Raw genomic sequence first — 12,468 nt, 5'->3', positions numbered from 1 at the left:
AAAAAATTGTGCATGCTGCCGTACTCTACAACAGAAGCTTTAACAATTAAACAATGTGCATTTTACCCCGGTCAGTCAACACTAAGTAAGGAGGCTTACGCAACCTCGGCAGGTAAAAAAAAGTCTGAGAATAAGTGTCGTTACGAATCGTAAATGCTCTAAGGGGGAAGAGGCCCACCAGGATACGGATCATTAATCCTGGTGAGTCAAGGCTGTGCAAAGCCCAGCGAGCAGAATGTGGCTTATGTACTTGAGCACGTCACTCTATGAAGGCGTGGCAGATTACTTCTGCTCGGCTGTCTTTTTATCAGATTCGCAGCAGCTACGCAAAAAACGGCCGGATACGATCTGCTAAAAACAACTTACGTCAGCAGGTAACGGACAAGCTCCAGTTCTTCATCAGTCAGTGTAAAATCAAAAATATTGAGATCTTGTTCCATGTGCTCAACAGAACAGGTACCGGTAAGCGGTACAACATTGAGCTGGTTGAGATAGCGAAATAAAAGCTGAGGCTCTGTTTTCCCATATTTCCCTGCCATGGTCTGAATCATTGTATTTGCAAGGATATGGGGGTTGGCCGTCAAAATCCAAAACCCCTGGTAAACAATCCCCTTTTCATCACACCAGCGACGAAGAGCGGCATCAAATCCTGTTTCCCGGTAAAATCGATTTTGAACAATCGTAGGTTTCACCGCTGCATCGGCATACAATGCCTTGAGCAGGGTGAGGTCATAGCAGTTACAGATACCGAGCTGACGGGCTCCACCGGATTGCTGGATTGCCTCCATCGCCCTCCAGCCGTTCATCAATGCAGAATATGGTCCAAAAGGTGAATGTAAAAGTAACGCATCGATATATTGAGTTTGCAGGTTATCTAACGAGACGGCAAAAGACTGCGCAATCTGTTGTTCCAGTGAAGCATTTTTATCATAAGGAATGTTGTGCGGATCATGTCCTGCCAGGGGAGTAAATTTAGTTTGTAAAAACAATGCTTCACGCTCAATTCCTCTTTCTCGCACCCTGTCCAGAGCAACCCCGACAAGCTTTTCATTATAGTGCTTTGGCTGACATGCGGTATCAATCCCCCTGAACCCTGAACGTACAGCCTGCTCTACCAAGTCTGCAGTCTGTTCCTTTTTCCAGGCTGTGCCGTAAATAATTGGGGGCATTATCGCTCTGGAAGCGGTATTCTCTCCTTGCTGAGATGCCATTACGTCCCTCCTGAAAACTCTAAAAAATTATTTTTTGCTCACTCCCGGGAAGCATTCCCTGCCAATACAGAAAAACAAGCTCCCTGCAACAGTGCCCCAATCAAAATGTAGAAGGATAGTATACATGTAAAAAGTAAACCAAAATAATCAACCATGAGGGGCAGCAACGGTAATTTAATGGCCCTGCTATAAAAAAAAGTCACAATCAGCCGGTCACGCATTCCATGACGGCGTAATTCTTCTATCATGGGATACCAGGCATACATAGGTCCGTGGCTTATTACACCTGCAAGGAGCGCAAGACACCATCCTTTATACCCACTCTCTCTACCAAGATGTTTTACGATCTGCCGAGGTCGCAATGCGGCATTTATTGCTGCAGTACAGACGATAACAACTACAAAAATTGGTACTATTTTGACCAATGAATGCAACCCGTTGTATAATGCGACTCGTGCAGAAGAGAAGTCCCAAACAAACATAATGAGGTATACACACACAACGGCAAGAAAAAAATATTTCCCGCGCAACGTAAAAGGCTGCGTTTGCTCTTTCATGCAAGCACCCCCATAGTCAAGGCGGTGGCCAAGGCAATGAGGACTGTACCCAAAAAGGCCAGTACATTACGATACCAGGTAAAACGCACCCCAAGTATCTCTGCCTCAGCTGGCAAATGAACAAAGCCGAGGGTGACCCAGGAGAGAATAAAGGCAGTTACCGCATAGAGTGAAATCCCTTTTCCCAGCAGCTCACCACCGATGATATAGCTCATCATCGCATTCCCGGAAGCAGCAGAACCGGCAAGGGTGCCGATCAGGGTATCGAACATTGGGTTACCGGAAAAAAAAGCTGTCAGCATCTGTGGAGTAACATAGGTTTGCATAAGCCCGACAAGGCCGATCACCCCCAGCAATATAGGTGTGATGGATAAAAACATAAGACCGCTTCTTTTCAATGCCTCTAAAAAAGACTGAGGAGGAGAATTCCCTTTTTTTTGACCTTTTTCCATACCAAGCAATTATGCGCCATCCCGCGCTTTCAATAATGTTATGGCTACCAAGAGAACAGACTCACATGTCTCCCGAAGCAGCTCTCATACAACTCATACCCATAACCGACACTATATCCTCGACGCTAACTAACTGCTATCACTTTCTTTTCTACAGACAATATCAACCCAGAAAAAGCCGATCAAAAGCCTGCAGAAGCTATATTATCGATACGTTCACCTACGGATATGGCCCCTTTGAGACACGCTCCAGAACGTATGTAGCCCCCATCAGAGCAATATCCGGCCTCATGAGCACCAATAACCGACATTTATAACCTGGAAAAATAGTGCTCCCAACCGCTGCCGGGCTTGAGATAGTCACCTTTTCGATTGTGATGATCGGTTAAATCCTTTAAGGTGTTTCTCTACATCAAAAATACTTCAGAATCCCTCTTTACATCTCATATATATTCATTACAGGACACCTACAGATCACTCATTCCAGCACATATCGGGTAGGTATCCTTAATTCACTGTCATCTGTTAAAGCTCCTCCACAATTCTATGGCTATTGTACGAAAAAAAAGAAAATCCCAAAAAGCCCCCATGCAGTTCGTTGCTACCTGCGGGGCAGGTATTGAGTCTCTTGTTCAAGAAGAAATCATTTCCTTTGGTGGTAATGAGGTAACGATTACTCCCGGAGCGGTTTCGTGGTCCGGCTCTTTGCAGTCTGCTTACCGTGCCTGCCTCTGGTCCAGATTTGCCTCGCGCATTCTCCTCCAGATCGCCAAGTTCGATGCACCGGACACCGACATCCTTTACGAACGTGTGGGCAAAGTCCTCTGGGACGAACATTTTGACCAAAACACTACCTTTGCCGTGTTTACGACTCTGGTGGATGCAAAAATTACCCACAGTCAGTACGCCTCACTCAGGGTCAAGGATGCCATAGTTGATCAATTTCGAAAACGTTTCGGCAAGCGGCCAACCATTGACGCCTATCAACCACAGGTACGCTTTAACCTCCATGTAAACGGCGTCCATGCAACACTGTCTCTCGATCTCTCTGGAGACAGTCTTCATCGTCGCGGCTACCGAACAACCGGCGGCGAGGCACCGCTTAAAGAAACACTGGCTGCAGCACTTGTACACCTTTCCGGGTTTGTCGAGCAACTCGATGAAGACAGCTACTTGCTTGATCCCATGTGCGGTAGCGGGACTTTGCTGATTGAAGCGGCACTGATGCTCAGTAATACAGCTCCAGGACTCCTGCGCAAACGCTTTGGGTTTATGTCCTGGCTCAAGCATGATCGCCGCCTCTGGGAGCTATTGGTCAACGAGGCTCTGGAGCAGGAAGATGAGGGCGCCCTTCGCAAACTGCCGCAGATTATCGGTTACGATGCAGATCCACGGATCATTGCCGCGGCACGGCAAAATGTTATCGCGGCCGGAATGCGCGAGTTTATTACCATTCGCCACCGTCAGGCTGCCCACCTCCATTGCCCGGGTCCAAGGGGATGCATGATCACCAATCCTCCGTATGGTGACCGACTCTCTGATAAACTGGCTGTCAAATACCTTTACCGTTTTTTCGGCAGACGCTTCCGCAACGAATTCAAGGGATGGCAGATAGCCTTTTTCACCGGTAATCCCGACCTGGCCGAAATGACAACCATCCAATGGCAACAGCGCCATAAATTGTATAATGGCCCTATCAGGTGTCAACTTTTGGTTGGTGATCATGAACCGTTTCCCGAACGCCCCCAGTTGGAGTGGCACCCGGCAGAACCGGCGGAAGATTGTCAGGCACTAGACTTTGCAAACCGCCTTCGCAAAAATTTCCAAACCATTGTCCCGTGGGCGGAAAAAGAGAAGATTAGCTGCTTTCGTCTTTATGACCGTGATATCCCTGAATATAACGTCGCCATTGATATCTACGAAGAATGGGTCCATGTACAGGAATATGCGGCTCCACCATCGGTTGATCCGGAAAAGGCGGCTGAAAGGTTCACTTTGGCCATGCAGACCATCCGTGAGGTACTGGACGTACCTCGCAGTCGCATCTTCATAAAGACCAGGAAAAAACAAAAAGGAAAAGAACAGTACCAGAAAAAGGATCATCAACAGAAAAAAAGCAACAAAGCCGCACCGCTTTATGAAGTAAGAGAAGGTGGTTGCCGTTTTCTTGTCAACTTTACTGACTACCTGGACACCGGGCTCTTTCTTGACCATCGTATCACCCGCAGCCTGATCGCCGAACAAGCGCAGGGCAAGAGTTTTCTCAACCTCTTCGGCTATACCGGATCGGCAACGGTCTTTGCCGCCCACGGGGGAGCATCCGCAACTACCACGGTTGATCTTTCGGAGATCTATCTCAACCGGGCCAGGGCAAATCTATCCCTTAATGGGTATGGGTCCATCCTCCACCAGACAATAGAAGCAGATTGTATGCAGTGGTTAAAAACGGAAAGAAGCCGGTACGGCGTCATCTTTGTTGATCCGCCGACCTTCTCCAATGCCCGGCACCGTCAACAGACCTTTGATATCCAGACCGACCATGAAGAACTGCTGCAACTTGCCATGCAGCGACTATCGCACACAGGGGTGCTGTTTTTTTCAACCAATTCCAAAAAATTCAAGCTCGCAGAAACACTGTCTCAGGATTTTGAGGTCAAGGACATAACCGAGCAGACCCTGCCGTTTGATTTTTCGCGTAAGTCGCCAATCCATAGGTGCTGGACATTTACTCATCACCAGGAGGAAGAAAACGACAGTGTCGAATCAGGATTATAATCCTTCGCAGGAACGCATCCAGATTGTTGACAGAAACGATGTTCCGCTAACAAGCGCCACCCGCGGAGAGATGCGCCGGCAGCGACTTATTCACCGAGCAGCGTATATTCTTGTCTTTAATGAGGCGGGCTGCCTGTTTATTCAAAAAAGGACTATGACCAAGGATATTTATCCCGGCTACTGGGATCTTGCCGCTGGAGGGATTGTGCTGGCCGAAGAAAGTTACGAGGATGCGGCAGCCAGAGAACTAGCAGAAGAGCTGGGGGTGACTGCCGGTCCCCTCCAGCATTTGTTTGACCAGTATTTTGAGGACAGTTCCAATCGAGTTTGGGGACGGGTATTCTCCTGTACCCACAACGGCCCGTTTGTCCTCCAAAAAGAGGAAATTGAACATGGTCACTTCATCCCACTCAGTGATATAGAGTCTCTCCACGAGCGGGAACCATTTACACCGGACAGCATGCCGCTCCTGAAACGTATTCCGGCATTACGCAATCCTAAAAAAATGAGCAACAGGTGAGCTGAAGCATACGGAGCTGTGTTCAGTATGTTTTTATCCCTGTTTCCTTTTCCTCCATCCCTTTCTGCGTTTTAATATTTCCAGCAGCTTAAAACTCAAAAAATAGACCACAGCACCACTCACCGCTCCAGCCAGGATGCTGCCAAGAATCAAGGGAGCTATAATGTCCTTGCCCAAATGCATGAATGTCATAACCTGGGCATGGATCTCGAAGATATCAAAACTTGCCAACTTCTTGGTAATTTCAATCAGCTTACTGGAAACTTCCTTAACAGGCGGTCCCTCCAGGAAGAGGCAACCGAGCCAATAATTAAAGGTATATAGCGGTGCCATGGTCACCGGGTTGGTTATCCAGACCGGAACGACGGCAGTAACACGATTCACATTGATTAAGGTTGCCACAAACAATGCCAGTACGACCTGCACCCCGATAGTCGGCGTAAAGGCGATAAAGGTGCCCAGACCAAAACCGCCGGCAATGGCTGTTGTGGAACCACGAAGTTTGATTATCCAGCGCAGAACCGGCCTAAGCTTAAAAAGCAGGTTCTTCCTGGGTACTCCCGGCTCGCGGCCGCCGTTACTTGTCTTCATTCACTTTTTTCCTTCCCAACCTCTGAAAGCTGAGGGGTCCACCCCAGTCAGACTCCTTTTTTATTTCCAGAGTGTCAGCAATTCGTTGACACCCTTGGTCGCAAATGCAGCCATTTGTGGAAATAATTCCGGTGCAAAGGGCTGCCCTTCAGCAGTAGACTGGATCTCTATCCAGCGACCATCGCCACACATCACAAAGTTGGCGTCAACATCGGCGCTGGAGTCCAGAGCATAGTCTAGATCGAGTACCACTTCATCGCCAATAACCCCCACGCTTATCGCAGCTACCGGAAGGATCTCCGGCAAGGTAGCTATTTTCCCCTGGGCAACCATGCTTTCAATGGCTTGACGAAGTGCCAGTGCTCCACCGGTAATAGATGCGCAACGAGTGCCTCCGTCAGCATTGATTACATCGCAATCTACCCTATAGGTATATTCACCCAACTCATTGAGATCAACCATCATCCGCAAAGATCGACCGATAAGGCGCTGGATTTCATAGGTCCTTCCTGATCGACCGGAAACAGCCTCACGTCGACCTCGAGTATGGGTAGCGCGCGGAAGCATGCCATATTCTGCAGTTATCCACCCCTGCCCTTTCCCAGCAAGAAAAGAAGGTACCTTGGCTTCGACAGATACGGCACATAATACATGGGTGTTCCCCATTCGCATCAACACAGACCCCTCGGCTTGGGGCTGTACATCGTACTCCACGGAAAAAGTCCGTAAACTGTCTATAGGACGCTCTTGCATAAACCTACCTCCACTACATGCATATTGTATTCTGGAATTTTTACAGGATGGAACATCCTTTCGGGTACCCGGTAATGCTACAAGATGACCAGAGTTACCCCCGGGTTAGCTCGATTGAGATCGCGATGGTCGGCAAGAAAGGGAAAGCGGCGGAGCAACTGGCGGCCACGGCCGGAGTTGCGGGAAAAATCTTCCCCTGGAATCATATCATTAATCTGGTGCTGATGTTGAAGGTATCTGAGATACTGACGAACCTCACGCCGAATGCCGCCACCCTTGCCGGAAGAGCCGTATCCATGGATCAAGGTAATAACCTTTATCCCTTGTCGCCCGCTGAAAAAAAGCTCGTTGCGCAGCCGTTCAAGTGCCTGCTCAACAAGCGGCATTCCCTTTTCCAAATTAATAATGCGATGCAGCACACCGCCGGTTTGTTTTGTCAAAACAACGCAGGGAGTTTGACAAAAAGGACAGATACTTTCCGTCGGTTTAATAGAGTTGCCGCAAACTTCGCAGATTACTGTAAAAGCCATACTCAAAAAGGCCGGTTATCAAACCCTGCGAACCTCGATCACTTCAGGCATTTGTTGTAGATGTTGTTGTAATATCTGCAACTGCTTGAGATCTACAATCTCAATGACTACCTTGATCTCAGCAATATTTTCTACATTTGTCCGGGCGGTCAATTCGACAATATCAGCATCATCAGAACTAATAGTACCACTCACCTCAGCGAGAATACTTTTCCTGTTTTCCGCTTTGATGAAAAGTTCCGTGCGATGCGTGGTTTTTAACGCTCCTGACCAACTCACATCTATCCAACGGGAGGGATCAGTGGCACGAAGATTGGGGCAATCTGCGCGATGAATAGAAATGCCGGAACCTGTGGTTATAAAGCCCATAATATTATCACCAGGAATAGGACGACAACACTGGCTGATTTTAACCAGCATGTCATCTACACCATCAATATCGATCGATTCCTTTGCGGGAGTCTGTGCTCTGTTTTCCTCTGCCCGACGGGCACGCTCAAGCATTTCCGCTTCTCTGCGCTTCTCTTCAGCCTCTCGAAACTCCTCTGGTTGAAGGGATCGTACCAACTGGGGTATGGTAATGCCGCCTGAGCCGACCTTGATCATCAGGTCATCAAGGGAGATGCAACGCAGATCTTTTAAAAGCAGACGCAGATGACCACCTTTAACCAATCCACGGATGGAAATATTATATTTCCTGAGTTCTTTTTCACAAATTTCACGACCAAGCTTGAGAGAACGTTCTCGCTCTTCACGTCGTAGCCACTGTCGTATTCTTGTTTTTGCCCGTGATGTTTTAACAATCTGTAGCCAGGCGCGCTTTGGATGTTGCTCTTTCTTGGTTAATATCTCTACGATATCACCACTTTGCAGTTCCTGTTTCAGCTGGACCATCTGCCCGTTTACTTTCGCACCAACACAGGTATCTCCCACTGCGGTGTGGATTGCATAGGCAAAATCAATGGGGGTAGAGCCACGAGGGAGCTCGCGCACCTCTCCGGTGGGTGTCAATGCATAGACATCAGGCTCAAACAGTTCCCCGCGAACGGATTCCATAAATTCGCCTGGATCCTCAACATCTTGCAGCGTTTGCACCAACTTTTTCAAATCCTGGAAAAGCCGAGCATCGCTACCTGAAATCTTTTGCCCTTCTTTATAAGCCCAATGGGCAGCAACACCTTCCTGGGCGACCTTATCCATTTCTTCGGTACGAATCTGGATCTCGATAAAATGCCCATGGGGACCAGCTACGGTTGTGTGCAATGATTGGTAATTATTGGATTTTGGTGCGCTGACAAAATCTTTAATCCGGCCGGGGACCGGAGTCCATTCACCATGCACGGTACCGAGTGTTTCATAGCACTCCTTTACTGTGCGGACAATGATACGGAAGGCAACCTTGTCGTACACCCTCTCCAGTGGTATTTTCTGCACAACAAGCTTTTTATAAATAGAATAAATGTGCTTGGGACGTCCAATAATCCGGACAGGATATACCCGATTATGCTTCAGCTTGTCGTAGAGGATATTGATAACCTCTGTTACATAGGCTTGTCGCTCTTCAAAAGTACTTTCCAGATGCCTGGTAAGGTCTTCATACTCGGCAGGAAAAAGATACTTGAAAGCCAGGTCTTCCAGCTCGCGCTTCAGCCATTCAATCCCGAGACGACTGGCAAGAGGCGCATACAGATCCATGGTCTCACGGGCCTTGTGACGACGTATTTCCTCGTCTACGGAATCCATGATCAGCATGTCCTGCAGACGATCTGCAAGTTTAACCAGCAGTACCCGTATATCTGCCCCTATGGCCAGCAGCAGCTTACGGATATTCTCCGCCTGATGGGCAAGTTTTGAATTATACCGTACGTGGGTAATTCTGGTAGCGCCATCAACTATATGTGCGACATCTTGACCAAACTTTTTTTCCAATTCCGCCAGAGTAGCGACTTCTTCCTTTAAGGTCCCATGGAGCAATCCGGCAACGACCGTATCAAGGTCCAATTTCATCGCTGCCAGGCTGGATGCGACTTCAACCAGGTGCTGTATGTAGGGCTCTCCAGAGGCATGTTTCTGGTCCCCATGCCGTTCGCAGATAAACGCATAGGCGTTTTTCAGCGGAGTCAGGTCTACATCGTGCAGATAACCGGCAGTGAGTGAAAGTAGGTTATTGATATTGGTCATGCTCCCTCCCCTGTGATAAAACTCAAGTCAGGCCCTTTTGAATAAGTTGGCCAACATACTCGGCAGCCTCAGGATAGGGTATGGCTGCAGTTGTTCCGTCCTTACGGATAAGGACCTCGACCTCACCATTTTTTTCATAGGTCTTGCCTACTGTCACTCGGAAAGGGATACCTATTAGATCTGCATCCTTGAACTTGGAACCAGGTCTTTCATCACGATCATCGTACAAGACATCATATCCCTGCTGTTTGAGGTTAAGATACAGGTCTTCGGCTGCTTTGCAAGTCCCCTCATTCTTGAGACTGAGGTTAAGGACAATTACCTGAAAGGGAGCCATGGGAACAGGAAAGATAATCCCATTCCGGTCATGATTTTGTTCTATGGCTGCAGCTACGACACGACTAACTCCGATACCGTAACACCCCATCACAAAATGCTGTTCACCTCCTTCGTTATCCTGGAAGGTGGCGTTCATGGATTCGGAGTACCCCGTACCCAGCTTAAAAATATGGCCGACCTCTATTCCTTCGGTCAATCCCAAAGCACCCCCGCAAAGCGGACAATTATCCTCGGTGGTTATCTGGCGAAGGTCGCCTACAATATCAGGGGTAAAATCACGCCCGGGGACCACCCCTTGCAAGTGATGTCCTTTTTCATTGGCACCCGTCACACAGCTTGCCATTCCCATAATCTCATGATCAGCCACCAACTTCATCTCCAGTCCAACCGGCCCAAGATAGCCGGCAGGCAATTTAGTCCGCGACCAGACCTCTTCTTCGGCAACCGGTTCCACATCGTCGGCATCTAACAGATTTTTCAATTTAACGCTCTGTACCACTCGATCTCCCCTTACAAGGGCTGCAACCACCACGTCATCGGCAAGGTAAAACATTGTTTTCACAATATCCTTGGCACTAATTTGCAATAGTTCAGCTACACGATCGACTTTCTTGGTTCCAGGAGTTGCTACTTTTTCCATCTGGGGAAGATCTTGGACAATGAAGGCTTCTTCTGCAGGCGGGGCAATGGCTGCCTTTTCCACATTGGCCGCATAGCTGCATGACTTGCAGGTGACCAGCGTATCCTCACCGGTATCTGCCAGGACCATAAATTCATGGGAATAAGACCCCCCGATGGAACCTGAATCTGCCTCCACAGCCCGAAAATCGAGGCCGCACCGCTCAAAGACGCGGTAGTAAGCATCACGCATGATTTCATAACTTTTACTGGCCGCGTCATCATCCACATCAAAAGAATAGGCGTCCTTCATTACAAATTCACGGCCCCGCATCAAACCGAATCGGGGTCTGATTTCGTCCCTGAATTTTGTCTGAATCTGATACAAATTCACCGGGAGTTGTTTATACGAGTGCAGCTCTTTGCGGGCAATATCAGTAACGACTTCCTCGTGGGTGGGACCAAGGCAGTAATCCCGCGCATGGCGATCCTGAAAGCGGAGCAATTCGGGCCCATATTTTTTCCATCGGCCGGATTCCTTCCATAAATCACCGGGCTGGACCATGGGCATCAGTATTTCCTGTGCTCCAGCATTGTTCATCTCCTGGCGAACAATTTCAGTTACCTTCTGGAGAACAAGGAGCCCCAGCGGCAAATACGTATACATTCCTGAGGTTAATTTACGGATAAAGCCCCCGCGTAACAGTAACTGGTGGCTGACGACTTCAGCTTCAGCAGGTGTTTCCTTGGTTGTGGGCAATAACATTTGTGAATATCTCATGGATTGTTCTCCGGACTAGGTGGTGTTCAAGCAACAAATATAAAAATTCTTTTTGGGTCAGGAACCAGTTCAACCTTGTTCTTGTTTTCGTTCCTGTTCCATTTTATCAAGCTCTTCTAAAAAGACAGGGAGTAGTTCTTTTTCCGGTAATTTCTTTAAAATTTCGCCTTTTTTAAAAATGATACCTACCCCATTTCCACCGGCAATGCCGATATCAGCTTCTTTTGCTTCCCCTGGTCCGTTGACCACACATCCCATCACAGCAACCTTCAGGTTACTCTCCATGGTCTGCAGGTGCTGCTCTACTTTTTCGGCAAGACTGAACAAATCTATCCGGGTACGGCCACAGGTTGGACAAGAGATCATTTCCGGACCTCGTTCACGGATACGGAGCGAACGAAGCAGTTCGTAACCGACCTTGATTTCTTCAATCGGATCACGGGTTAATGACACGCGAAAGGTATCACCAATACCATCGTAAAAAAGAATCCCTAAGGCAACACTTGATTTCACGGTCCCGGGTATTAAACCTCCTGCCTCTGTCACTCCAACATGTAACGGGTAGTCAGTGACGGCAGCAAGCTGCTGGTAACCAGCGATAGTTGTCAAGGTATCTGATGATTTTATGGAAATTTTCAGATCAAAAAAACGATGTTTTTCCAGAAGAGCGACATTTCTCAATGCGCTCTGAATAAGGGCATCAGGTTTTTCCGGGGTCGGGTATCCGTATTGCTGGAGAAGATCTTTTTCAATGGAGCCTGAATTAACTCCTACCCTGATGGAAACCCCATGCAATTTAGCGGCATCGACAACCCTGGCTAATTTGTCTTCCCCTCCCAAGTTGCCGGGATTAATTCGGATAGCCTGAGCACCGTGCTCAAGTGCCTCGACAGCCAGCCGGGAATCAAAATGGATATCTGCAATCAAAGGAATGGCAATCCGCGAACGAATTTCGGTAATAGCGCGGGCAGCATCGACATCAGGAACTGCCACTCGTATCAGCTCACAACCGACATCTTGCAAACGGTGAATCTGCTCTACGGTTGACTCCACGTCAGCGGTGTCTGTATTGGTCATCGACTGGACCACGATGGGCGCGTCACCACCAATGGCAACATTACCAACATGTATCTGACGAGTTTTTTTACGGATAATCATAG

Annotated in this window: 11 protein-coding genes; 2 read left to right on the top strand and 9 right to left on the bottom strand. The window is 48.2% G+C overall.

The annotated features are described in order from the left end of the window. Nucleotides 1-362: 362 nt before the first annotated feature. The 3 genes from ACHZCY_RS18675 to ACHZCY_RS18665 are packed head-to-tail and all read right to left on the bottom strand — an operon-like array spanning nt 363 to nt 2,148. Nucleotides 363-1,211, bottom strand: coding sequence for an aldo/keto reductase family protein (locus tag ACHZCY_RS18675; protein ID WP_319549950.1), 849 nt, complete (start codon nt 1,209-1,211; stop codon nt 363-365). Between the two features lie 38 nt (nt 1,212-1,249). Continuing rightward, a complete protein-coding gene (locus ACHZCY_RS18670) occupies nt 1,250-1,768 on the bottom strand; it encodes a permease (protein WP_205220953.1) in 519 nt (172 codons plus the stop codon). Next, the gene (locus tag ACHZCY_RS18665; RefSeq protein ID WP_232370838.1) at nt 1,765-2,148 is read right to left on the bottom strand and encodes a permease; all 384 of its coding nucleotides are present in this window, start codon (nt 2,146-2,148) and stop codon (nt 1,765-1,767) included. The genes ACHZCY_RS18670 and ACHZCY_RS18665 overlap by 4 nt, the downstream gene beginning before the upstream one ends. Before the next feature lie 618 nt (nt 2,149-2,766). Between ACHZCY_RS18665 and rlmKL the strand changes: the two genes are divergently transcribed. Both rlmKL and ACHZCY_RS18655 read left to right on the top strand, forming a co-directional pair. Continuing rightward, complete coding sequence (rlmKL, locus tag ACHZCY_RS18660; protein ID WP_205220951.1) at nt 2,767-4,995, top strand: bifunctional 23S rRNA (guanine(2069)-N(7))-methyltransferase RlmK/23S rRNA (guanine(2445)-N(2))-methyltransferase RlmL; 2,229 nt, start codon at nt 2,767-2,769, stop codon at nt 4,993-4,995. After that, the gene (locus ACHZCY_RS18655; protein WP_319549949.1) at nt 4,976-5,515 is read left to right on the top strand and encodes an NUDIX hydrolase; all 540 of its coding nucleotides are present in this window, start codon (nt 4,976-4,978) and stop codon (nt 5,513-5,515) included. Before rlmKL ends, ACHZCY_RS18655 begins: the two co-directional genes overlap by 20 nt. Before the next feature lie 33 nt (nt 5,516-5,548). Here ACHZCY_RS18655 and ACHZCY_RS18650 read toward each other — a convergent pair whose 3' ends face one another. From ACHZCY_RS18650 to ispG, 6 genes are all read right to left on the bottom strand, one after another. Continuing rightward, on the bottom strand, nt 5,549-6,106 hold the full coding sequence (locus ACHZCY_RS18650) for a DUF2062 domain-containing protein (protein WP_205220950.1): 558 nt from the start codon (nt 6,104-6,106) through the stop codon (nt 5,549-5,551). Between the two features lie 60 nt (nt 6,107-6,166). Continuing rightward, nucleotides 6,167-6,859: a ribonuclease PH gene (gene rph / locus ACHZCY_RS18645; protein ID WP_319549948.1), complete on the bottom strand. Its 693-nt coding sequence runs from the start codon at nt 6,857-6,859 to the stop codon at nt 6,167-6,169. A gap of 77 nt (nt 6,860-6,936) precedes the next feature. Beyond that, nucleotides 6,937-7,389, bottom strand: coding sequence for a hypothetical protein (locus tag ACHZCY_RS18640; protein WP_319549947.1), 453 nt, complete (start codon nt 7,387-7,389; stop codon nt 6,937-6,939). Nucleotides 7,390-7,407: 18 nt separating this feature from the next. Beyond that, entirely contained in the window at nt 7,408-9,570 is a 2,163-nt protein-coding gene (locus ACHZCY_RS18635) for a RelA/SpoT family protein (RefSeq protein WP_319549946.1), read from the bottom strand. Between the two features lie 22 nt (nt 9,571-9,592). Next, nucleotides 9,593-11,308, bottom strand: a complete 1,716-nt coding sequence (locus ACHZCY_RS18630; RefSeq protein WP_319549945.1) for a proline--tRNA ligase — start codon at nt 11,306-11,308, stop codon at nt 9,593-9,595. A gap of 69 nt (nt 11,309-11,377) precedes the next feature. After that, nucleotides 11,378-12,466 (bottom strand): flavodoxin-dependent (E)-4-hydroxy-3-methylbut-2-enyl-diphosphate synthase, encoded by a 1,089-nt coding sequence (ispG, locus tag ACHZCY_RS18625; protein WP_319549944.1) that lies wholly within the window; start codon nt 12,464-12,466, stop codon nt 11,378-11,380. Nucleotides 12,467-12,468 lie beyond the last annotated feature (2 nt).

It is taken from the genome of Desulfogranum marinum (assembly GCF_963675105.2).
GTDB lineage: Bacteria > Desulfobacterota > Desulfobulbia > Desulfobulbales > Desulfobulbaceae > Desulfogranum > Desulfogranum marinum.
This window is presented reverse-complemented; position numbering and strand designations above follow the sequence as displayed.

Excerpts from the sequence above, each read along its gene's own strand:
- ACHZCY_RS18675 (WP_319549950.1), bottom strand. The coding sequence starts at position 1,211 with ATGGCATCTCAGCAAGGAGAGAATACCGCTTCCAGAGCGATAATGCCC.
- ACHZCY_RS18670 (WP_205220953.1), bottom strand. The coding sequence starts at position 1,768 with ATGAAAGAGCAAACGCAGCCTTTTACGTTGCGCGGGAAATATTTTTTT.
- ACHZCY_RS18665 (WP_232370838.1), bottom strand. The coding sequence starts at position 2,148 with ATGTTTTTATCCATCACACCTATATTGCTGGGGGTGATCGGCCTTGTC.
- rlmKL (WP_205220951.1), top strand. The coding sequence starts at position 2,767 with ATGGCTATTGTACGAAAAAAAAGAAAATCCCAAAAAGCCCCCATGCAG.
- ACHZCY_RS18650 (WP_205220950.1), bottom strand. The coding sequence starts at position 6,106 with ATGAAGACAAGTAACGGCGGCCGCGAGCCGGGAGTACCCAGGAAGAAC.
- rph (WP_319549948.1), bottom strand. The coding sequence starts at position 6,859 with ATGCAAGAGCGTCCTATAGACAGTTTACGGACTTTTTCCGTGGAGTAC.
- ACHZCY_RS18640 (WP_319549947.1), bottom strand. The coding sequence starts at position 7,389 with ATGGCTTTTACAGTAATCTGCGAAGTTTGCGGCAACTCTATTAAACCG.
- ACHZCY_RS18635 (WP_319549946.1), bottom strand. The coding sequence starts at position 9,570 with ATGACCAATATCAATAACCTACTTTCACTCACTGCCGGTTATCTGCAC.
- ACHZCY_RS18630 (WP_319549945.1), bottom strand. The coding sequence starts at position 11,308 with ATGAGATATTCACAAATGTTATTGCCCACAACCAAGGAAACACCTGCT.
- ispG (WP_319549944.1), bottom strand. The coding sequence starts at position 12,466 with ATGATTATCCGTAAAAAAACTCGTCAGATACATGTTGGTAATGTTGCC.